Annotated in this window: 22 protein-coding genes; 9 read left to right on the top strand and 13 right to left on the bottom strand. The window is 63.2% G+C overall.

Annotation, left to right across the window (positions count from 1 at the left end; translation table 11 throughout):
• Positions 1-52: 52 nt before the first annotated feature.
• The 3 genes from AC0V2Y_RS03920 to AC0V2Y_RS03910 form a co-directional block, all read right to left on the bottom strand.
• Complete coding sequence (locus AC0V2Y_RS03920; protein WP_099411491.1) at positions 53-610, bottom strand: NADPH-dependent FMN reductase; 558 nt, start codon at positions 608-610, stop codon at positions 53-55.
• Between the two features lie 86 nt (positions 611-696).
• Complete coding sequence (alr, locus tag AC0V2Y_RS03915; protein ID WP_475414042.1) at positions 697-1815, bottom strand: alanine racemase; 1119 nt, start codon at positions 1813-1815, stop codon at positions 697-699.
• 13 nt (positions 1816-1828) lie between these two features.
• Complete coding sequence (locus AC0V2Y_RS03910) at positions 1829-3118, bottom strand: D-amino acid dehydrogenase (protein ID WP_475414043.1); 1290 nt, start codon at positions 3116-3118, stop codon at positions 1829-1831.
• Between the two features lie 105 nt (positions 3119-3223).
• Here AC0V2Y_RS03910 and AC0V2Y_RS03905 point away from each other — a divergent pair, with 105 nt between their 5' ends.
• The 4 genes from AC0V2Y_RS03905 (at position 3224) to AC0V2Y_RS03890 (ending at position 5833) form a co-directional block, all read left to right on the top strand.
• Positions 3224-3724, top strand: coding sequence for an Lrp/AsnC ligand binding domain-containing protein (locus tag AC0V2Y_RS03905; protein WP_034754979.1), 501 nt, complete (start codon positions 3224-3226; stop codon positions 3722-3724).
• Between the two features lie 148 nt (positions 3725-3872).
• On the top strand, positions 3873-4220 hold the full coding sequence (locus tag AC0V2Y_RS03900) for a hypothetical protein (protein ID WP_070222194.1): 348 nt from the start codon (positions 3873-3875) through the stop codon (positions 4218-4220).
• Positions 4221-4315: 95 nt separating this feature from the next.
• The gene (locus AC0V2Y_RS03895; protein WP_475414044.1) at positions 4316-4882 is read left to right on the top strand and encodes a carboxymuconolactone decarboxylase family protein; all 567 of its coding nucleotides are present in this window, start codon (positions 4316-4318) and stop codon (positions 4880-4882) included.
• A gap of 90 nt (positions 4883-4972) precedes the next feature.
• The gene (locus AC0V2Y_RS03890) at positions 4973-5833 is read left to right on the top strand and encodes a tetratricopeptide repeat protein (RefSeq protein ID WP_475414045.1); all 861 of its coding nucleotides are present in this window, start codon (positions 4973-4975) and stop codon (positions 5831-5833) included.
• Here the strand turns inward: AC0V2Y_RS03890 and AC0V2Y_RS03885 are convergent.
• Positions 5810-6778: a GlxA family transcriptional regulator gene (locus tag AC0V2Y_RS03885; protein WP_475414066.1), complete on the bottom strand. Its 969-nt coding sequence runs from the start codon at positions 6776-6778 to the stop codon at positions 5810-5812. The two genes, AC0V2Y_RS03890 and AC0V2Y_RS03885, sit on opposite strands and share 24 nt — an antisense overlap.
• A gap of 139 nt (positions 6779-6917) precedes the next feature.
• Between AC0V2Y_RS03885 and AC0V2Y_RS03880 the strand changes: the two genes are divergently transcribed.
• Positions 6918-7559: a cysteine hydrolase family protein gene (locus AC0V2Y_RS03880; RefSeq protein ID WP_475414046.1), complete on the top strand. Its 642-nt coding sequence runs from the start codon at positions 6918-6920 to the stop codon at positions 7557-7559.
• A gap of 9 nt (positions 7560-7568) precedes the next feature.
• Here the strand turns inward: AC0V2Y_RS03880 and AC0V2Y_RS03875 are convergent, their stop codons facing one another.
• Complete coding sequence (locus tag AC0V2Y_RS03875) at positions 7569-8060, bottom strand: hypothetical protein (RefSeq protein ID WP_475414047.1); 492 nt, start codon at positions 8058-8060, stop codon at positions 7569-7571.
• Between the two features lie 152 nt (positions 8061-8212).
• Here AC0V2Y_RS03875 and AC0V2Y_RS03870 point away from each other — a divergent pair, with 152 nt between their 5' ends.
• Together AC0V2Y_RS03870 and AC0V2Y_RS03865 are read left to right on the top strand one after the other, a co-directional pair.
• The gene (locus AC0V2Y_RS03870; protein WP_475414048.1) at positions 8213-8773 is read left to right on the top strand and encodes a YdcF family protein; all 561 of its coding nucleotides are present in this window, start codon (positions 8213-8215) and stop codon (positions 8771-8773) included.
• Between the two features lie 2 nt (positions 8774-8775).
• Positions 8776-9156, top strand: a complete 381-nt coding sequence (locus AC0V2Y_RS03865; RefSeq protein ID WP_475414049.1) for a hypothetical protein — start codon at positions 8776-8778, stop codon at positions 9154-9156.
• Positions 9157-9160: 4 nt separating this feature from the next.
• Here AC0V2Y_RS03865 and glpK read toward each other — a convergent pair whose 3' ends face one another.
• From glpK to glpD, 8 genes are all read right to left on the bottom strand, one after another.
• Positions 9161-10654: a glycerol kinase GlpK gene (gene glpK / locus AC0V2Y_RS03860; RefSeq protein ID WP_475414050.1), complete on the bottom strand. Its 1494-nt coding sequence runs from the start codon at positions 10652-10654 to the stop codon at positions 9161-9163.
• Positions 10655-10737: 83 nt separating this feature from the next.
• Positions 10738-12465 (bottom strand): ABC transporter substrate-binding protein, encoded by a 1728-nt coding sequence (locus tag AC0V2Y_RS03855; protein WP_230540705.1) that lies wholly within the window; start codon positions 12463-12465, stop codon positions 10738-10740.
• A gap of 71 nt (positions 12466-12536) precedes the next feature.
• Entirely contained in the window at positions 12537-12812 is a 276-nt protein-coding gene (locus tag AC0V2Y_RS03850; protein WP_070222334.1) for a DUF2160 domain-containing protein, read from the bottom strand.
• Positions 12813-12843: 31 nt separating this feature from the next.
• Positions 12844-13650 (bottom strand): carbohydrate ABC transporter permease, encoded by an 807-nt coding sequence (locus tag AC0V2Y_RS03845; protein WP_070222208.1) that lies wholly within the window; start codon positions 13648-13650, stop codon positions 12844-12846.
• Positions 13647-14531, bottom strand: a complete 885-nt coding sequence (locus AC0V2Y_RS03840) for a carbohydrate ABC transporter permease (RefSeq protein ID WP_034754965.1) — start codon at positions 14529-14531, stop codon at positions 13647-13649. Before AC0V2Y_RS03840 ends, AC0V2Y_RS03845 begins: the two co-directional genes overlap by 4 nt.
• Positions 14531-15631: an ABC transporter ATP-binding protein gene (locus AC0V2Y_RS03835; RefSeq protein ID WP_475414051.1), complete on the bottom strand. Its 1101-nt coding sequence runs from the start codon at positions 15629-15631 to the stop codon at positions 14531-14533. The genes AC0V2Y_RS03840 and AC0V2Y_RS03835 overlap by 1 nt, the downstream gene beginning before the upstream one ends.
• Position 15632: 1 nt before the next feature.
• Positions 15633-16727, bottom strand: coding sequence for an ABC transporter ATP-binding protein (locus tag AC0V2Y_RS03830; protein WP_475414052.1), 1095 nt, complete (start codon positions 16725-16727; stop codon positions 15633-15635).
• 74 nt (positions 16728-16801) lie between these two features.
• A complete protein-coding gene (gene glpD / locus AC0V2Y_RS03825) occupies positions 16802-18340 on the bottom strand; it encodes a glycerol-3-phosphate dehydrogenase (RefSeq protein WP_475414053.1) in 1539 nt (512 codons plus the stop codon).
• A gap of 226 nt (positions 18341-18566) precedes the next feature.
• On the opposite strand from glpD, the gene AC0V2Y_RS03820 reads away from it, so the two are divergent.
• Together AC0V2Y_RS03820 and AC0V2Y_RS03815 are read left to right on the top strand one after the other, a co-directional pair.
• Positions 18567-19325: a DeoR/GlpR family DNA-binding transcription regulator gene (locus AC0V2Y_RS03820; RefSeq protein ID WP_193316641.1), complete on the top strand. Its 759-nt coding sequence runs from the start codon at positions 18567-18569 to the stop codon at positions 19323-19325.
• 354 nt (positions 19326-19679) lie between these two features.
• A complete protein-coding gene (locus tag AC0V2Y_RS03815) occupies positions 19680-20183 on the top strand; it encodes a MarR family winged helix-turn-helix transcriptional regulator (protein ID WP_475414054.1) in 504 nt (167 codons plus the stop codon).
• Positions 20184-20245 lie beyond the last annotated feature (62 nt).

Below are 20245 nucleotides of genomic sequence, written 5' to 3'. Positions count from 1 at the left end.
GTCAAAGAATCTGAACAAGCGGCAACGCTGAGCGCTGCCGCCTTGACATGCATCAAGCGTGGATCGCGTGCTTGCGGACCCAGTCCACGTAGCGCTGCATCCACCCCTGGAAGAAGCCGAGGCTGGCCGGGCCGATGCCGCCGTGCTCGTCGAACAGGCCGTCCTTGGCCTGGATAAACATTTCAGGCTGCCCCAGCAGCGGCACGTCCAGGTAGGCGAGCACATTGCGCAAATGCTGCTGCGCCAGGGCCGTGCCCGTGGCACCGACGGAGACGCCCAGCACGGCACCGGGCTTGCCGCCCCACACGCTCTGGCCATACGGACGCGAGCCGTGGTCGAGGGCGTTTTTCAGCACGCCGGGGATCGAGCGGTTGTATTCGGGGGTGAGGAAGAGCAAGGCTTGCGATGCAGAAATATCGGATTTCAGGCGCAGCACCTGCTCGGCCTGCGCGCCATCGTCGTCCTGGTTGTACAGCGGCAAGTCGCCGATCTCGATATGTTTAAAGGAAAACTCGGGCGGCGCCAGCTTGATGATGGCGTCGGCCAGCTTGCGGTTGAAGGAATCCTTGCGCAGGCTGCCGACGATGATTGCGACTTGATATTGGCTCATGAAAGTCCCCGAAAACGGTTAAAGAAAAGCCCTGGAGTGAAGCTCACACCAGGGCTATCTTGCCACACAATCATCGGGTTCGCGCGCTAGCGTGCGGACTGCGCCAGGCCTCGGTACTCGCGGTAATAACGCCCACCAAGATTGGTCAGCACCTCGTAGCCGATGGTCTTGGCCATGGCCGCCACGGCATCGACCGGGTGCTCGGCACAGATCAGGTCGACCAGGCTGCCCGGCGCGACGCGCTCCTGCGCGATGGCGCTCACGTCCAGGGTGATGGAATCCATCGAGATGGCGCCGATCTGCGGCACTTTCACGCCATCGACGATGGCCAGGCCCTGGTTGCTCATGCTGCGCAGCCAGCCATCGGCATAGCCGACGGAAACCGTGGCCACCTGGCGCGGTTCGCTGGCCGTGTAGCGGCGGCTGTAGCCCACGTGGTCGCCGGCGGCAATCGTGCGCGTCTGCATGACCTTGCCCTGCAGCCGCACCACGGAGCGCAGCGGATTCGGCTCACCGCCCTGCGGCCCGATGCCGTACAGGGCCGCGCCGGGGCGCACCAGGTCGAAGTGATAATCGGGCGACAAGAAGATGCCCGAGGAATTGGCCAGGCTGGCGCGGTATTGCGGCAAACGGGCGCGGATGGCGGTGAAACGGGCCAGCTGCTCGCCATTCATCGGGTTGGCGCGCTCGTCGGCGCAAGCCAGGTGGCTCATGACATAGCGCACCTTGATGCCATCGAGAAAGTGCGGGTCCAGCAGCCAGGCGTCGATTTCCCGCGGCGACAGGCCCATGCGCGACATGCCCGTGTCCACCTGCACGATGGCGTCCAGCGCGGTGCCCAGCGCTTGCGCATGCGCGCGCCAGCCCGCCACCTGCGGCTCGCTGTTGAGCACGGGGATCAGGCCATGGGCCGTGAATTCGCCTTCCGTGCCGACGGGCGGGCCGTGCAGCACGAAGATGGCCGCGTCCGGCGCCACGTGCGGGCGCAGGCTGATGCCCTCTTCCAGGTGGGCCACGAAGAAATGGCGGCAACCCTCTTCATACAGGGCCGCGCCCACTTGCGCGGCGCCCAGGCCATACGCGTCGGATTTCACGACGGCCGAGCAGGCGGCCGGGTGCGCCTTGTCGCGCAGCAAGCGGTAGTTGGCGCGCACGGCATCGAGGTCCACCGTCAGGATGGCGCCGCTACGTTCCTTTGGAGGCATGCTTCCCGCCATCTCAGGCTCCCGCGTATTGCAGCTTGCCGCCGCGCTGCGCGCCGCTGTAGCGGCTGACGGACAGGTCGTCGGCCAGGATGGCCGGCTTTTTCGACGACATCAGGTCGGCCAGCAATTGCGCCGAACCGCAGGACATGGTCCAGCCCAGGGTGCCGTGGCCCGTGTTGAGGAACAGGTTGCGCAGCGGCGTGCGGCCGACGATCGGCGTGCCGTCCGGCGTCATCGGGCGCAAGCCCGTCCAGAACGTGGCATCCATCGTGTTGCCGCCGCCGGGGAACAGGTCGTTGACGACCATTTCCAAGGTTTCGCGGCGGCGCGGGTTCAGGTTCAGGTTGTAGCCGGCGATTTCCGCCATGCCGCCCACGCGGATGCGGTCGTCGAAACGCGTCACGGCGATTTTATAGGTTTCATCGAGGATGGTCGACACGGGCGCCTTGGCCGCGTTGACAATGGGCACGGTGATCGAATAGCCTTTCAGCGGATACACGGGGATGTCGAGCAGCGGCTTCATGAAGCCCGTCGAGTAGGAACCGAGCGCCACCACATAGGAATCGGCCTTGACGATTTCCGCGCCGCATTGCACGCCGGCGATTTCGTCGCCCTGCGTCAGCAATGCATCGATCGAGACGCCATAGCGGAACTTCACGCCCAGCGCCTCGGCCATCTCGGACAGACGCGTGGTAAACAGCTGGCAATCGCCCGTTTCATCGTTGGGCAGGCGCAAGCCGCCGAACAGCTTATCCTTGACGGCTTCGAGGGCCGGCTCGGCACGTGACAGCTCATTGCGCTGCAGCACTTCATACGGCACGCCCGCGTCTTTCAACACTTCGATATCCTTGGCGGCGTCGTTGTATTGCTTTTCGGTGCGGAACAATTGCATCGTGCCTTGCTGGCGGCCTTCATACGTGATGCCGGCCTCGGCGCGCAGCACCTTGAAGCAGTCGCGGCTGTATTCGGCCAGGCGCACCATGCGTTCCTTGTTCACGGCGTACGCTTCCGGTGTGCAATTACGCAACATCTGCCACATCCATTTCAGCTGGGCGGCGCTGCCGTCGAGCGAGATGGCCAGCGGTGCGTGGCGCTGCATCATCCACTTCACGGCTTTCAGGGGAATGCCGGGTGCAGCCCATGGCGAAGCGTAGCCAGGCGAGATTTGCCCCGCATTCGCGAAGCTGGTTTCCAGTGCCGGGCCCGGCTGGCGGTCGATGACGGTCACCTCATGTCCTGCCTTGGCCAGATAGTAAGCACTGGTGACGCCGATGACGCCGCTACCCAGAATCACGATACGCATAGTTTCCTCATTATATTTTTTAGGCTGACGCCAGATTAACCGCTATCATATTGGGAAAGAGCCAGTATTTGTTCACGTATAAATCGAGATATTCAGCAATAAATCATGAGAATCCTTAAAGAATCGGCACGTGGCCTCGACAAGCTGGACCGCCACATCCTGCGCATCCTGCAACAGGATGGCCGCATCTCGATGAAAGACCTCGGTGAACAGGTAGGGCTGTCCATCACGCCCTGCATCGAGCGGGTCAAGCGCATGGAGCGCGACGGCGTCATCACGGGCTATCACGCCAAGGTGAACCCGGCCGCGCTGGGCGCCAAGCTGCTCGTCTTTGTAGAGATTACTCTCAATCAAAAGTCGGCGTCCGCCTTCGAGCAATTCCGCCGCGAAGTGCTGCAGATTCCCGAAGTGCAGGAATGCCACCTGGTGTCGGGCGACTTCGATTACCTGATCAAGGCGCGCATCCATGAAATGGCCGAATACCGCAAGCTGCTGGGCGACATGCTGCTGCAGCTGCCGGGCGCCGCGCAATCGAAAAGCTATGTGGTGATGGAAGAAATCAAGGAAACCCTGGCGCTGTCGACCGACGTGCTGCAGAGCCGGTAAAAGTACCGCCAGCCGGCACCACCGGCATCATTTTTTGCGCCTTTGTATAATCTTGTAGCACATTCGTGGCGACGCAAGCACACTCCCGGCATGACATCACGCCCGTCCCCTCTGAGATTGGAAGCAGTGATGCACACCGGGAGTCCCTATGAACACATTGATCAAACTGGCAGCTTCCTGCCTCGCGGGCCTGGCCGTGGCCATGTGCACCGCCAGTGAATACAAGGTCAACCGCGCGCCCGACAACGGCGCCATCTATCAGAACATCAAGGTGGGCAAGACCACCCGCCTCGACCTCGACGCGGCCCTGGGCAACGCCACCGTCGTCAGCTTCGATCCCGGCTATGAAGTCTGGGTCTACAAGAACCAGCTGCAAGCGCCCAAAGTGACGCGGCTGATCCCCCTGCTGGGAGAAAAAGGCACGCGCGAAGTGGCCGTCATGTTCGACCAGGCGGGTGTCGTGAAGAAATTCCGCATACACGAGCCGCGCAAGTAGGCGCACAGCGAACGGGCGCCGCCTGCCACGCTGGCTGGCTATACTGGCTGCTGGTTTCCGCCGTCCACCGCCCACCTACCCAGCAAGGAGTTCCCATGCGCCTGCCCTTGATCGCTCCGCAAGACCTGACGCCCGAACAGCAGCCGCTGTATGACGATATGCGCAAAGGCATCACCAGCAATTTCAACGATTTCATCGCCGTGCGCGAAGACGGCGCCCTGATGGGGCCATGGAATCCATGGCTGCACGAACCTGCCATCGGCAAGGCCATCTGGGACCTGACCCTGGCCATGACGGCCAACGCCACCTTGCCCGACAAGGTGCGCCAGATTGCCATCCTGGTAGTCGGCGCGCGCTACAACGCCGCCTATGAAATCTATGCCCACATCGCCGTCGCGGAGCGCGAAGGCATGTCGGCCGAGCGCCTGGCCACGCTGGTGGCCGACGTCAAGCCCGTCGACCTGGACCAGCATGAGAGCATCGCCTACGATCTGGCCTACGCGCTCAGCGGCGGCGGCACGCTGCCGGAGCCGCTGTACCGCCTGGCACTGGCCACCTTTGGCCAGCACGGCACCAACGAGCTGATCTACCTGGTGGGCCTGTACGCGCTGGTCTCGACCACCTTGAACGGCTTCAACGTGCCGGTGCCGGAACGCGACTGAAGGGCCTGGCCCCTCACTTGTCCCGTGCGATGGGGAACGCCAGCGGACGCGCACTTGCTCTACACTGGCGTTTTATCCTCTGCAACCTCCATGCAATTACCTGCAAACCTCGCCCCCATCTCGGTCGAACAAGACTGGCAACACACGACAGCATATCCACCGCTCGGCTTCACCCCGTTCGCCGAGGGCGCGCTGGGCAATGGCGACACGTTCGGCCTGTACTGGCCCATCGGCCGCGAAGCGGCGGAACCGATCGTCGTCGAAACGTGGCACGACGAATGGCGCTTGCAGCCGCACTTTTCCAGCCTGGCGGCGTTTCTGTCAGCCTACGCAAGAGCGGAAGACGAGTACGTCGCCACGCCGTCGCTGGCCGAGGACCCCGCCTCGCCCCGCGCAGCCTATCTGGAGGCCAAGGAACTGATTGCCCAGCGCAAGCCGGACGCGGCTATCGCGCTGCTGGAAGCGGCGCTGGCCATCGTGCCCGAATACACGGACGCTCTGACCTTGCTGCATGGCCAGTACGTGCGCGCGGGCAGAATCGATGACGCCGTCAAGGTGGCCATCCAGGCCATCATCTCTCCACCGTCGTTTGGCGGCCCGCCATTCAAGGCCTTGCAATGGCTGCGCACGCAGCCGGTGCCGGACGGGGAACTTGACCCCATCTGGCGCGCCTGCGGGCAATTGTCGTTCAACTTCGGCGGCAGCAAGGAAAATGCCGATTACCCCGTGCTGCTGGCCGCCATCGACACCTATGTGGAACAAGGCAAGCATGTTTCCGCCTCGACCCTGATGCAGACGTATGCCGAACTGATGAGCGCGGAAACCGTCTCGTTCCAGGAACGCTACGCCTTCGAACCGGCCGCCTTCATCGCGCGGCAAATCGCCGTCAGCGCGCAGCTGCCCAGCGGCAGCCGGGACATGGCGACGCTATGGCTGCCCGACCTGGCCTGATTGCTGCCGGAACAGCTTGCGATACGCCGACGGCGACGTCTGCAAGCTGGACCGGAAATGCTGGCGCAGCGACAGGGCCGTGCCGAAGCCGGCTTCTTGCGCCACGACATCGATCGAGGCCGCGCTTTTTTCCAGCAGGCTTTGCGCATGCGCCAGACGCTGGTTCAGCAGCCATTGCTTGAACGACGTACCCGTCGCCTGGCGGAAGTGGCGCGTAAAATTGCGCCGGCTCATGGCGGCCCGCTCGGCTAGCGCATCGATGCTGTGCGCCATGCCGAGGTTGGCCGTCACGCAGGCGAGCACGTCGGCAAAACGCCCTTCGCTGCCGGACACGGGCAGCGGGCGTTCGATGAATTGCGCCTGCCCGCCCTGGCGGTGCGGCGCCACCAGCAGCCGGCGCGCCACGCGGTTGGCCACCTCGGCGCCCGCCAGTTGGCGCAGCAGATACAGGCAGCAATCGAGGCCGGCCGCCACGCCCGCCGACGTCAGCACGGCCCCATCGTCCACGTACAGCACTTCCCGGTCTACCCTGACCCTGGGATAGCGGGTCGCCAGCCGGTCCGCCATGCCCCAGTGCGTGGCCGCGCTCTTGCCATCCAACAAGCCCGCCTGCGCCAGCGGAAACGCGCCCAGGCACAGGCCCACCATGCGCGCGCCGCGCCCGCTGGCCGCCTGCAACGCCGCGACCAGTGACGCCGGCGCGTCGCGGCAATCGTCGTGCCAGGCCGGCATGATGACGATGTCGGCGCCGTCCAGTCCTTCCAGGCCGAACTCGGGCGTAATGCCGAAGCCGGCCGCCGTGCGCAAGGGCGCGGGGTCGGCGGCACAGACGCGCACGTGGAAAGGCGGCAGATCGGCCTCGTCCGTCTGGGCGCCAAACACGAGACAAGGCACGGACAAGTGGAAAGGCGTCATGCCGTCGAAGGCGATCACGGCCACGCTCAAAGGCGAAGAAGAAGAAATGGTAGGCATGGCCCAATTTTATCGCAGATAGGCCTTCGGGCCACTTTTTGTTTGTGCCGTGCGGCTTGAAAATGGCTGTATCGGGGAAGTCCTTCCTCTTTCAACCATTCAGGAGTCAAGTATGTCCACCACTACCGCACCGCGCCGCGCCCTGCTCGTCATCGACGTGCAAAACGAATACTTCACGGGCGACATGCCCATCGAATATCCGTCCGTCGACATCTCGCTGCCCAACATCGTCCAGGCCATGGCCGCCGCCCGCGCCGCCGGCGTGCCCGTCATCGTCGTCCAGCACGATGCGCCGGAAGCTTCTCCCATCTTTGCAAAAGGCAGCGACGGCTGGCAGCTGCACCCGCAAGTGGCCGCCTTTGCCGCCGACCACCGCATCAACAAGAGCATGGGCAGCGCGTTTGCGGGCACGGACCTGCGCGCCTGGTTGGAGAGCCACGGCATCGACACCCTGACGGTGATCGGCTACATGACGCACAACTGCGACGCGGCCACCATCTACCAGGCCGCGCACGACGGCTTGCAAGTCGAGTTCCTGCAGGACGCCACCGGCACGCTGCCCTACGCCAATGCGGGCGGCACGGCCAGCGCCGAGGAAATCCACCGCGTCTTCAGCAGCGTATTCCACTCGAATTTCGCCGCCGTCGTCAGCACGCAGGACTGGCTCGATGCCGTGCGCGCAGGCAAGCCGCTGGACAAGGACAATATCTACCTGTCGAACCAGCGCGCGCGCAAGGCGGCTGTCGCCGCCTGAGTTGGCTTCTTAAAAGCGCCGGTGCCCGTCATCGGCGTCGCAGCGGCCGCTGAACTTGATCATGCCGTCGACCGTGATCACGCCGCTGCGCCGGTTGATCACCACGGTGGGGCGGTTCAGCGCGTTCAGACGGAAACGGCCGCGGATTTCATCGTGGCCCACGACCAGGTCCATCAGATCCCACCAGCCGTCGTTGCTGTCGCCATGAATCGGTGGAATCAGCTGCTTCGGCAAACGGATCTGCGCCGCGCTGCCCTGGATGCTGACGTTGACGGCCGTATCGAAACGGCTCTTGCCCGTCTCCACAGTGGATTTCTGCACATATTGATGCTTGTCATTGTCCCATTCCATGCCGGAACGATTTTCCATGACGGTTTTTTCTGCCTCGCCATAGCAGACGAGCTGGATGTCATCGCCGCGCCCGGCACGTTCGGCATGCTCATACTGGTCCGCCTGGGCGGCGAAAGCCATGGCAATCAGGATGCTGGATACGGCTGTCATGCTGGTTCTCCAATGCAAGGTAAGGGGGATCAGGTTGCCAGATCACCAAGCTTAGCATAGGCGAAAATCCACCTGCGCCGGCTTGCGAATGGTCAATTCGCGGCGCGATCTGCTACAGTCGCGCTCACGAAAAACCTGCCGGATGCCTGACGATGCGAAGATTGACACCGACCGCCCTGCTGGCGCTGACAACGTTCCTGCTGGCCACGGCCGCCCTGGTACTGGCGGGCCTGAACGACAAACTGGCCCCGGCCGACGTAATCGTCGTGCCTGGCAACACGATCCTGCCCGACGGCACGCCCAGCCCCCGCCTGCAGGCGCGGCTCGACGCGGCGCTGACGCAATTCCAGGCACACCGGGCGCCGCACATCCTCGTCAGCGGGGCCACGGGCAAGGAAGGGTTCGACGAGGCCGCATCGATGGCCCGCTATCTGCAATCGCGCGGCGTGCCGGCCGGCGCCATCCTTGAGGATAATCAAGGCTGGACCACGGATGCCACGGCCCGCAACGCGGCGGCATTGATGCGCGCACGCGGCTGGAAGACAGCCATGGTCGCCACGCAATACTTTCACGTGCCCCGCTTCCGGCTGGCTTTGGAACGGGCCGGCATCGCCGTCAGCGGCAACGTGCACGCGCCCTATTTCGAGTTGCGCGACCTGTATTCCGTGCCTAGGGAAACCGTGGGCTACCTTGTGTATTACGTGAAATCCTGAACATGAAGATACTTGCCTTTACCGCCAGTTTTGGCCTGGTGGCCGCATGCGCCGTGCCGTCGATGGCCGCTGCCGATGCGGAGCCGATCGGTGCCGCTGCAAGCCTGTACCTGTTTGGCGCGCTGATGCTGGGGGTGTGCATCGCCGCCTTTGGCGCGCTGGCGCGGCGTGTGGACGTGGCGCATGGCCACTGGCTGTCGACCTGCGTCGGCGCACTGTGCGGCGCGGTGCTGTATGGCAGTTTCGCGCTGGCATTTGCAACGCAATCGATCACGGCGAGCTTTGCCTATGCCGCCAGCGCCCTGTGCACCGCAAGCGCGGCCCTGTTGCTGCCGGGCCTGCTAAAGCGTGTGGCAAGGCTTATGGCAAGGCCAGGCCAGTGAGCAGTCACTCGCTCCAGTCGCGTGAGCGTTCCACCGCGCGCTGCCATTTATGCAAGCGCGTCAGCCGCTCGTCGGCCGCCATGGCCGGCTCGAATCGGCGCCCCACCTGCCACTGGGCGGCGATCTCGTCCTGCGAGGCCCAGAAGCCCACGGCCAGGCCCGCCAGGTAGGCGGCGCCCAGGGCCGTCGTTTCCGTCACCACGGGGCGCACCACGGGCACGTTCAAGATGTCGGCCTGGAACTGCATCAGCATGTCGTTGCGTGCCGCGCCGCCATCCACGCGCAATTCCGATAGCGCAATGCCCGCGTCGTCCTGCATGGCGGACAACACATCGACGTTCTGGTAGGCCACGCCCTCCAATGCCGCGCGCGCGATGTGCGCCTTGCCCGTGCCACGCGTGATGCCGATCAGGGTGCCCCGTGCGTACGGGTCCCAGTACGGCGCGCCGAGCCCGGCGAACGCGGGCACGAAGACCAGGCCGCCCGAATCGGGCACGCTGGTGGCCAGCGCTTCCACCTCGGACGAGTCGCGGATGATACCGATGCCGTCACGCATCCATTGCACGGCCGCGCCCGCGATGAAGGCGCTGCCTTCCAGCAGATAATCGGTTTGATCGCCGCCTTGGCCCAGGCTCCAGCCCACTGTCGTCAGCAGCCGGTTTTTCGATGGCAGCGGGCGCTTGCCCACGTTCATCAGCATGAAGCAACCCGTGCCGTAGGTATTTTTCGCCATGCCCGGCTTCAAACATGCCTGGCCGAACGTGGCCGCCTGCTGGTCGCCCGCGATGCCGGCGATCGGCACGGAGACGCCCAACAATGCCGCGTGCGTGTGCGCGGCCACGCCGCTCGAGGGCACGACGTCGGGCAGCAGCGAGGCGGGAATGTCCAGCAGCGCCAGCAGGTCCGTGTCCCATTGCAAGGTATGAATGTTGAACAGCATGGTGCGCGCCGCGTTGCTCGTGTCCGTCAAGTGGGCGCCGCTCATCTTGTAGATCAACCAGCTGTCGACCGTGCCGAAGGCCAGCTCTCCCCGCTCGGCGCGCGCGCGGGCGCCGGGCACGTTGTCGAGCAGCCATTTCAATTTAGTTGCGGAAAAATACGCATCCAGCACAAGACCCGTCTTGCGCTGGATCACATCCGCCTTGCCCTGTTCGACCAGCTGCTCGCAGTAAGCGGCGTTTCTCCGGTCTTGCCAGACGATGGCGTTGGCGACGGGTTCGCCCGTGGCGCGGTCCCACAGCACCGTCGTCTCGCGCTGGTTGGTCACGCCGATGGCGGCCACGTCGGATGCCGCCACGCCGCTGTCGCGCAGCACCTGCTGCAGCACGCCCTCTTGCGAGGCCCAGATTTCGCCCGCGTCATGCTCGACCCAGCCGGGCTGGGGGAAAATCTGGCGGAATTCGCGCTGCGCGCTGGCGTGCGGCCGGCCCGCATGGTCGAACAGGATGGCGCGCGAACTGGTGGTGCCCTGGTCTAAAGCAAGTATGTATTTGGTCATGGTCGCTACTACGGCTATACAGTGAAAAAAGGGCACGGACAAGCGCCCGTGCCCCGGGAAAGCGGCGGCAGGAGTCTACACGACTACTTTACCTTGCCCTCTTTCCAGGCCTGCAATAATTTATCGTAGGCAATCGTTTCTCCCTTCGGCTTTTCATTCGCCAGCTTTTTCCATGGGGCGTGCTGGTCCGACAGATACTGGTTCGGATCGACCTTGGGATTGAGCTTGGGCGCGCACGCCTTCATGCCGGCCCGCTGCAGGCGCGCCATGACCTGGTCCATTTCCTCGGCCAGGTTATCCATGGCGGCTTGCGGCGTTTTTTCCGCCGTGATGGCCGTGGCCACGTTCTTCCACCACAGCTGGGCCAGCTTCGGATAGTCGGGCACGTTGTTGCCCGTCGGCGTCCACGCCACGCGGGCGGGGCTGCGGTAGAACTCGATCAAGCCGCCGTATTCATTCGCGTGCTTGGTGAAATAATCGTGGCGGATGTCGGAATCGCGGATGAACGTCAGGCCGACGATGGATTTCTTCAGCGACACGGTTTTCGACGTGACGAATTGCGCGTACAGCCAGGCGGCAGCCTTGCGGTCATCCGGCGTGGACTTGAACAGGAACCAGGAACCGACGTCCTGGTAGCCGTTCTGCATGCCCTCTTTCCAGTACGGACCGTGCGGCGACGGCGCCATGCGCCATTTCGGCGTGCCATCCTTGTTGACCACCGGTAAGCCCGGTTTCGTCATGCCGGCCGTAAATGCCGTGTACCAGAAGATTTGCTGGGCGATTTCGCCCTGCGCCGGCACGGGGCCCGATTCCGAGAAATTCATGCCGTTCGCCTGCGGCGGCGCGTATTTCTTCATCCAGTCGATATATTTCGTCAGCGCAAAGACGGCCGCCGGCGAATTGGTGGCGCCGCCGCGCGACATCGAGGCCCCTACGGGCGTGCACTTGTCGGCCGCCACCTTGATGCCCCACTCGTCGACCGGCATGCCGTTCGGAATGCCCTTGTCGGCCGCGCCAGCCATCGACAGCCAGGCATCGGTAAAGCGCCAGCCCAGGGACGGATCTTTCTTGCCGTAATCCATGTGGCCGTAGACTTTCTTGCCGTCCAGTTCCTTCACGTCATTGGTAAAAAAATCGGCGATGTCTTCATACGCGGACCAGTTTTGCGGCACGCCCAGTTCGTAGCCATACTTGGCCTTGAACTTGGCTTGCAAATCCTTGCGCGCGAACCAGTCGGCGCGGAACCAGTACAGATTGGCGAATTGCTGGTCGGGCAACTGGTACACCTTGCCATCGGGCGCCGTCGTGAAGCTGATGCCGATGAAATCTTTCAAGTCCAGGCCCGGATTCGTGAATTCCTTGCCCTTGGCGGCCATGTAGTCGGACAGCGGTTCCACGGCGCCATAGCGGTAATGCGTGCCGATCAGGTCGGAATCGGAAATCCAGCCGTCATAGATGCTCTTGCCCGACTGCATGGAGGTTTGCAGCTTTTCCACCACGTCGCCTTCCTGGATGATGTCGTGGCGCACCTTGATGCCCGTGATTTCCTCGAAGGCCTTGGCCAGGGTCTTCGATTCGTAGACGTGGGTGTCGATGGTTTCCGAGACCACGGAAATTTCCTTGATGCCCTTGGCTTTCAGCTTGGCCGCCGCATCGATGAACCATTTCATTTCAGCAAGCTGTTGCTGCTTGCTCAGGCTGGATGGCTGGAATTCCTTGTCGATCCAGGTTTGCGCCTGCTTGGCGTCGGCCAGGGCCGCGTTCGACACGAGCATGGCCGCGGCCGCGAAGACCGTGAACTTCAATTTCATCGTGAATCTCCTTTTATTTTATTGCCGGCCGCCTGCTGACGGTCCGGCCTCCATCAACACCGGCAAGCCGGTCATCCCCAACGCATTACCACTAATAAAATTACAAAACTGATGGCGGCGCCTATCGCCTGCTGCATTTCCGTGAACCCCGCCCAAGCCAGATTCACGTAGGCCGCCGTGAGCAAGCCGATGAACAGGCGGTCGCCGCGCGTCGTCGGCATGGGCAAAAAGCCCTTGCGTTCGATGCTGGGCGAGCGGATTTGCCACACCGTCATGCCAGCCAGCATCAAGCCGATGCAGATGAAGAAGATGGCCACTTCCGGCGTCCACGCCATCCAGCCGAACAGGCTGGCTGTGCTATCGCTTGTATTTTCCATGTCACACCCTCCCCATCGCGAAACCCTTGGCAATGTAATGCCGCACGAACCAGATCACCAGCGCGCCGGGCACGATGGTCAGCACGCCCGCTGCCGCCAGCACGCCCCAGTCCATGCCGGCCGCCGAGACGGTGCGCGTCATGGTGGCGGCAATGGGCTTGGCATTGACGGAGGTCAGGGTGCGCGCCAGCAGCAATTCCACCCAGCTGAACATGAAGCAGAAGAACGCCGTCACGCCCACGCCAGACTTGATCATCGGCAAGAAGATGCGGATGAAGAAGCGGGGAAAGCTGTAGCCGTCGATATACGCCGTCTCGTCGATCTCCTTCGGCACGCCGGACATGAAGCCCTCCAAAATCCACACGGCCAGCGGCACGTTGAAGACCATGTGCGCCAGCGCCACGGCCAGATGCGTATCCATCAGGCCCACCGTCGAATACAGCTGGAAGAACGGCACGAGGAAGACGGCGGGCGGCGTCATGCGGTTGGTCAGCAGCCAGAAGAACAGATGTTTATCGCCGACAAAGTTATAGCGGGAAAAAGCGTAGGCTGCCGGCAAGGCGACCGTGACCGACATGACCATGTTCAAGGCCACGTAGATCATGGAATTGATATAGCCGCTGTACCAGGAACGGTCAGTAAAAATCGTGTGGTAGTTGGCGAACGTCCATTGCTGGGGCCACAGGCTCAAGACCCCCACGATTTCCTCGTTGGTCTTGAGCGACATGTTGAGCATCCAGTAGATGGGCAACAGCGAGCCCAGCAAAAAGACGATCAGGATGGTGCTGCTCATTTTCTTGTGCATCATTTCTGGTCTCCCGTACCGACGCGCTGCATCCACGTGTACAGCACAAAGCAGAACAGCAGGATGATGAGGAAATAGATCAGGGAAAAGGCCGAGGCCGGCCCCAGGTCGAACTGGCCCACAGCCTTTTGCGTCAGGTATTGCGACAAAAAGGTGGTGGCATTGCCCGGTCCGCCGCCCGTCAGCACGAACGGCTCCGTGTAGATCATGAAACTGTCCATGAAGCGCAGCAAGACGGCGATCATCAGCACATTGCGCAGTTTCGGCAGCTGGATGTAGCGGAACACGGCCAGGCGCGAGGCGCCGTCGATGCGCGCCGCCTGGTAATACGCGTCGGGAATGGCGCGCAAACCCGCATAGCACAGCAGCACGACCAGCGGCGTCCAGTGCCAGATATCCATCACCATCACCGTCAGCCAGGCGTCGAGCGAATTGCCGTTGTAGTTGTAGTCGAATCCCAGCTGATTCAGGGTGTAGCCCATCAGGCCGATGTCGCCGCGGCCAAAGATTTGCCAGATGGTGCCCACCACGTTCCAGGGGATCAGGAGTGGCAACGCGATCAGCACCAGCGCCAGCGACGCCTTCCAGCCATCGGCCGGCATGCACAGGGCGATCAGGATACCGAGCGGAATCTGGATGGCCAGCACGGAGCCGGAAAACAGCAGCTGGCGCAGCAAGGCGCTGTGCAGGTCGCCGTCCAGCATGACCATGCGGAACCATTCGGTGCCCACGAATACCTTTTGCGTGGGACTCAGAATATCCTGCACGGAATAATTGACCACCGTCATCAGGGGCAGGATGGCGGAAAAGGCCACGCACAGCAGCACGGGCAGGATCAGTAGCCAGGCGCGGCGGTTATTATCGGTTTTACCGTTATGTATCATCAGGCCACCCGCTTATCGTTGACATAGAAAAGGGTGCGTTGCGGCGGAAAATGCAGCCGCACAGCATCACCGGCGACGGCATCGATGGCGCGCAGCTTGGCCGCCACCGTCGCGCCGCCCAGCTGGAATTCCGCCAGGTAATGCGTACCCATGTTGCGCACGGCCGTCACCGTGGCGTCCAGGCAATGATCGCTCCCCGCGCCGCCCTCGCCCGCCCGCAGGCATGCGACGAATTCCGGCCGCACGCCCAGCGTGATTTTCCCTTGCGCGCCAGCCAGGGCCGCGCGGGCGGCGGCGGACACGGCCAATGCCTGTCCCGCCACGCGCACGCCGCCATCGTCCAGGCTGCAATCGAGCAAATTCATGCCCGGATTGCCGATGAAATAGCCGACGAAGGTGTGCTCGGGTTCCTCGAACAGCGCCTGCGCGCTGCCCGTCTGCACCACTTCGCCCTGCGTCATGACGACCACCTGGTCGGCAAAGGTCAGCGCTTCCACCTGGTCGTGCGTGACGTAGATCAGGGACAATTTCAGCTCGTGGTGGATTTCCTTCAACTTTCTGCGCAGCAGCCATTTCAAATGCGGGTCGATCACCGTCAGCGGTTCGTCGAACAGCACGGCCGCCACGTCGGGGCGCACGAGGCCCCGTCCCAGCGAAATCTTTTGCTTGGCGTCCACGGACAAGCCGCTGGCGCGCAGTTTCAGGTCGCCCGTCAATTCCAGCATCTGCGCCACCTGCTGCACGCGCTTTTTCACCTCGCTCTCTTTCCAGCCGCGATTACGCAGCGGAAACGCCAGATTGTCGTGCACGGTCATGGTGTCGTAGATGACGGGAAACTGGAACACTTGCGCGATATTCCTCGCCTCGGTCGGCAGCTGCGTGACGTCCTTGCCGTCGAACAGCACCTTGCCATGCGACGGTTTCACGAGGCCGGAGATAATATTGAGCAAGGTCGTCTTGCCGCAGCCGGACGGCCCCAGCAAGGCGTAGGCGCCGCCGTCATGCCACTCCATGCTCATGGGCCGCAGCGCATAGTCGGCGGGGGCCGCCGGGTTCGGTTTGTAGGCGTGGGCCAGGTCCACCAGTTCGATGCGCGCCATGTCACACCCCTCCTTGCACAGGAGCGAACAGCAGCCCGCCATCGTCGGCGAAGATCAGCAAGGCATGCGGCTGGCAATACACGGTACAGGCGCTGCCGATCTCCAGATTGTGCACGCCGCCCAGCTGGGCCACGAGGGCCAAGTCGCCGCGGCGCGCATGCACATAGGTTTCCGAGCCGCTGATTTCGGCCAGGTCCACCTGCGCCGCGATGGCCACGTCGCCCTCGGATTGGGGTGATAAATGCAGACTGTGCGCGCGCACGCCGAGGATCACGTCGCGCCGCTCGCCGAGGCGGGCGCGCTGCGCACCGCTCAGGTGTATCGACAGGCCGTCGGCCGCCTGCGCCACGCCGTGACCATCCACGCGGGCGGGAATCAGGTTGATCGGCGGGTCGCTGAAGGTGCGCGCCACGTCGATGGAATTGGGGGCGTTGAAGACGTCCAGGGTCGGCCCCTGCTGCAGCAGCCGTCCCTCATGCAGCACGGCCACGTGGCCGCCCAGCTGCAGCGCTTCCAGCGGTTCCGTGGTCGCGTACACGACCGTCGTGCTGCCGCTGGAAAACAGTTCCGTCAATTCGCGGCGCAATTCCTCGCGCAGTTTGTAGTCGAGGTTGACCAGGGGCTCGTCCAGCAGCAGCAAGGACGCATCCTTGATCAGCGCGCGCCCCAGCGCCGTGCGCTGCTGCTGCCCGCCCGACAATTCTCCCGGCGTGCGCTGCAGGTAGGGCGTGATGTGCAGGCGCTCGGCCAGCGCCAGCACTTTCGCGCGGATCTGCTCTTCGGGCACCTTGCGCAAGCGCAAGGGCGAGGCGATATTGTCGTAGACGGTGAAGGCCGGATAATTGATGAATTGCTGGTACACCATGGCCAGGTTACGTTTGCTGACGGGCACGCCCGTCACGTCGACGCCATCGGCCGTGACGGTGCCCCCGCTGGGCTTGTCCAGGCCCGCCATCACGCGCATCAGGGTCGTCTTGCCGGCACGCGTGGTGCCCAGCAAGACGTTGATGGCGCCCGGCACCAATGCCAGCGACATCGGATATAAAAAGTCGTCAGCCCCCTGCTTCCTGCTGATCTTGTCCAGTACCAGTTGCACGCGCTTCTCCTCCAGTGATGTGTTCTTATTCTTCGCCGCGCCCTCTGCGGGGTGCGGTCGCCAACGTGTGCTGCCTACGACGACAACGGATGCTGCAACAGCCAGGCGTCGAGCGTGCCCGCCGTCTCGCGCGGCAGGTGCAGGCCCAGCTTGGAGCGCCGCCACAGGATGTCGGCCGCGCTGACGGCCCATTCGTGGCGCCGCAGATAATCGACTTCCGCCGCGTACAGGCCGGCGGCGATTTCCGCGCCCATGGCCGCCACGTCCGCCCGTCCATCGAGCAGCACGTGGATGCGCGTGCCGTAGGCGCGTGCATAGCGCGCCACCAGCGCCGCCGGCAGCCACGCATAGTCGCGCTGCAAGCCTTGCACGAACTGGCCGAACTCGCGCACGGACCGGTTCTGCGGCGTGCTGCCGAAGACGTCGCCGCCGGGCAGGCAGGCGTTGGCCGTCCAGGCAGGCCGCGCATTGCCTGGCTCCGGCGCCAGCAACGGTGCGAGCACATCCAGCGCTTCCTCCGCCAGCTTGCGGAACGTGGTGATCTTGCCGCCGAAAATACTCAGCAGCGGCGCCCCTTCCCGGTCCAGCTCGAAGCGGTAATCGCGCGTGACGGCCTTGGCGTCGGCCGCCGCGTCCTCCACCAGCGGCCGCACGCCCGCATACGTCCAGACCACGTCGGCCGGCAGAATGGGCTTGCTGAAATAGTAACTGGAAAGCTCGCACAAGTAACGAATTTCCTCGTCATCGATTTCCACCTTGCCAGTGTCACCGTGATAGTCGAGATCGGTGGTGCCGATCAGGGTGAAATCGTGCTCATACGGAATGGCAAACACGATGCGCCCGTCCGGATGCTGGAAGATGTAGGCATGATCATGCTCGAACAATCGCCTGACGACGATATGGCTGCCCTTGATCAGGCGCAAATGCCGGCCCTGTCCGCCCGGCGCCGCCTGCTGCAGGAACTCGGCCGTCCACGGTCCGGCCGCATTGACGACGCTGCGCGCCCGCACGGCCAGTGTGCGTCCATCGTCCTGCCGCAAGGTGGCCAGCCAGGAAGCGTCCGCCCCCGCGCCGTCGCGCCGCAGCGCCGTGCAGCGCGTCTGCGTCAGGATGGTCGCGCCCTTGTCCGCCGCGTCGATGGCATTGAGCACCACCAGGCGCGCATCATCGACCCAGCCGTCCGAATACACGAAGCCACGCTTGAACTGGGCTTGCAACGGTTTGCCGGCCGCATGGCGCGTCAGGTCGATGCCCTGCGAGCCAGGCAGGATTTCCCGCTTCGCCAGCATGTCGTAAAGGAAGAGGCCGGCGCGTATCAGCCAGGCGGGGCGCTGGCCCTGGGCGTGCGGCATGACGAAGCGCAAGGGCCACATGATGTGCGGCGCCGAGCGCAGCAGCACCTCGCGCTCGATCAGCGCCTTGCGCACGAGGCCGAATTCATAGTATTCGAGGTAGCGCAGGCCGCCGTGTATCAGCTTGGTGGAAGCCGACGAGGTGTGGGAAGCGAGGTCGTCCTTTTCGCACAGCACCACGGACAAGCCCCGTCCGGCCGCGTCGCGCGCGATGCCGGCGCCATTGATGCCGCCGCCGACCACCAGCACGTCGCATGTCATCGTTGTCTCCACACCTTGCTGTGCTGCGGCCATCGGGACTCCGTGTCTGTCAGGGAAAGGCCGGCGAGGAAAGACTAGGCATCGCCGGCGACTGTCGTTAAGATCAATACAGCTGTAATTCGAATGCAATATGGATAAGATACGCCAGATTGCGAATCGATAGCAACATATTTTTATCACTATTTGTTCGTTTTTGTTCGTTTGTGTTTTTTAAAGAGACAAGCCCATGATTTTGAATCCCCGCCAGCGCCGCCTGCTCGAAGTGGTGCGCCAGAAGGTCACCATGTCCGTCGAGGAGCTGGCGCAGCAGCTGGACGTGACGCCGCAGACCGTGCGCCGCGACGTCAAACAGATGGAAGAAGCGCGCCTGCTGGCCCGCTACCACGGCGGAGTCGGCTTGCCCTCGTCCGTGGAAAACATCGATTACAGCCAGCGGCAAGTGTTCAACAGCGACGCCAAGCGGCGCATCGCCGCCGCCGTCGCCGCGCAGGTGCCGCACGGCTGTTCGCTCTTGATCAATATCGGCACGACGACCGAGGAAGTGGCGCGCGCGCTGGGCCGGCACACGGGCTTGCACGTGGTGACGAACAACCTGAACGTGGCCGCCATCCTGGCCGACAACGCCGCCTGCGAAGTCATCGTGGCCGGCGGCGTGGTGCGCGGGCGCGACCGCGGCATCGTCGGCGAAGCCACCATCGATTTCATCCGCCAGTTCAAGGTCGACATCGGCATCATCGGCATTTCCAGCATCGACGAGGACGGCAGCCTGCGCGACTTCGACGCGCGCGAGGTCAAAGTGGCGCAAGCGATCATCGAACAGTCGCGCGAAGTGTGGCTGGTGGCCGACCAGCATAAATTCGGCCGCAAGGCCCTGGTGCGTCTGGCCGACCTGGCGCAAGTCGACATCCTGTTTACGGATGCGCCGCCGCCGCCCCGCTTTGCCGAAGTACTGCGCGAAGCGGGCGTGAAGGTGGTGCTGGCCTGAAGGGACCGCATTTCTGCAGGAAAACCTCGCGCTGTCGCGTGGGTAATACGCCGTGTGTTGGCCAGCATACAGAATGATATGAAATATTTATCAATTCTCCAAAATGCTGTTACCATTGATGCAACATGAGTTATTTTTTTAATCTTCCTCGCTAGCAATACGATTATTTGCTTGATATTGCTTTTTATCCATACAGAGCAAGAAAAAAGGAAAAACTTTTTGCCGGTAAGTGATTTCCTGTGAAAACAGTGTTAGAAATACCTCAAGCACGACGATTGTTCCCAAACAAACCACTCGACAGCAAGCGTGAAGGCCTTAACCATGCCGGCAACGCCGCCCAGTGAAGGAAGAGAAATGAGCCATAATTTTGAAACGGCCGCCATGCCGCAAGCCGCCCATCCCAACAGCGTCCCCGTCAGCGAGCTGGAAGCCCATCTCGGTTACTGGCTGCGTTTCGTTTCCAACCACGTTTCCCACAGCTTCCAGAAAAAAGCCGAGGCCAATGGCGTGACGGTATCCGAATGGGTGGTGCTGCGCGAAATGTTCCGCCTGGGTTGCACCTCGCCCACGGTGCTGGCGCAAGTGTCCGGCATGAGCAAGGGCGCCGTGTCGAAACTGATCGACCGCCTGGAAAGCAAGGGCATGGTCAGCAAATCCATCCTGCTGGCCGACCGCCGCCAGCACTCGATCGAACTGACCACGGAAGGCGAGGCGCTGGTGCCCGTGCTGGCAGAGATGGCCGACCAGAACGACGAGGAATTCTTCGGCAAGCTGCCGCGCCAGCTGCGCGACGACCTGCTCGAGGCGATGAAGGAAGTGGCGCGCACGCATCAGCTCAAGAGCGCGCCGCTGAACTAGCTGCCGCCATATTCCGGGCAAGGGTGAGGCGGTGGCACGGGCGCTTCGGCTATGATGCTGAC

The sequence above is a fragment of the Janthinobacterium sp. BHSEK genome (assembly GCF_056174685.1).
The sequence above is the reverse complement of the archived record's forward strand: the minus strand, read 5'-3'. Positions and strand labels throughout refer to the sequence as shown.

Bases quoted from the DNA above. Each gene is read 5' to 3' on its own strand.
- AC0V2Y_RS03835 (WP_475414051.1), bottom strand. From the start codon at position 15,631: ATGGCGCGCATCGAACTGGTGGACCTGGCCCACGCCTACAAACCGAAC.
- AC0V2Y_RS03880 (WP_475414046.1), top strand. From the start codon at position 6,918: ATGTCCACCACTACCGCACCGCGCCGCGCCCTGCTCGTCATCGACGTG.
- AC0V2Y_RS03840 (WP_034754965.1), bottom strand. From the start codon at position 14,531: ATGATACATAACGGTAAAACCGATAATAACCGCCGCGCCTGGCTACTG.
- AC0V2Y_RS03875 (WP_475414047.1), bottom strand. From the start codon at position 8,060: ATGACAGCCGTATCCAGCATCCTGATTGCCATGGCTTTCGCCGCCCAG.
- AC0V2Y_RS03920 (WP_099411491.1), bottom strand. From the start codon at position 610: ATGAGCCAATATCAAGTCGCAATCATCGTCGGCAGCCTGCGCAAGGAT.
- AC0V2Y_RS03855 (WP_230540705.1), bottom strand. From the start codon at position 12,465: ATGAAATTGAAGTTCACGGTCTTCGCGGCCGCGGCCATGCTCGTGTCG.
- AC0V2Y_RS03900 (WP_070222194.1), top strand. From the start codon at position 3,873: ATGAACACATTGATCAAACTGGCAGCTTCCTGCCTCGCGGGCCTGGCC.
- alr (WP_475414042.1), bottom strand. From the start codon at position 1,815: ATGCCTCCAAAGGAACGTAGCGGCGCCATCCTGACGGTGGACCTCGAT.
- AC0V2Y_RS03905 (WP_034754979.1), top strand. From the start codon at position 3,224: ATGAGAATCCTTAAAGAATCGGCACGTGGCCTCGACAAGCTGGACCGC.
- AC0V2Y_RS03910 (WP_475414043.1), bottom strand. From the start codon at position 3,118: ATGCGTATCGTGATTCTGGGTAGCGGCGTCATCGGCGTCACCAGTGCT.
- glpD (WP_475414053.1), bottom strand. From the start codon at position 18,340: ATGACATGCGACGTGCTGGTGGTCGGCGGCGGCATCAATGGCGCCGGC.
- glpK (WP_475414050.1), bottom strand. From the start codon at position 10,654: ATGACCAAATACATACTTGCTTTAGACCAGGGCACCACCAGTTCGCGC.
- AC0V2Y_RS03890 (WP_475414045.1), top strand. From the start codon at position 4,973: ATGCAATTACCTGCAAACCTCGCCCCCATCTCGGTCGAACAAGACTGG.
- AC0V2Y_RS03865 (WP_475414049.1), top strand. From the start codon at position 8,776: ATGAAGATACTTGCCTTTACCGCCAGTTTTGGCCTGGTGGCCGCATGC.
- AC0V2Y_RS03820 (WP_193316641.1), top strand. From the start codon at position 18,567: ATGATTTTGAATCCCCGCCAGCGCCGCCTGCTCGAAGTGGTGCGCCAG.
- AC0V2Y_RS03845 (WP_070222208.1), bottom strand. From the start codon at position 13,650: ATGATGCACAAGAAAATGAGCAGCACCATCCTGATCGTCTTTTTGCTG.
- AC0V2Y_RS03870 (WP_475414048.1), top strand. From the start codon at position 8,213: ATGCGAAGATTGACACCGACCGCCCTGCTGGCGCTGACAACGTTCCTG.
- AC0V2Y_RS03815 (WP_475414054.1), top strand. From the start codon at position 19,680: ATGAGCCATAATTTTGAAACGGCCGCCATGCCGCAAGCCGCCCATCCC.
- AC0V2Y_RS03895 (WP_475414044.1), top strand. From the start codon at position 4,316: ATGCGCCTGCCCTTGATCGCTCCGCAAGACCTGACGCCCGAACAGCAG.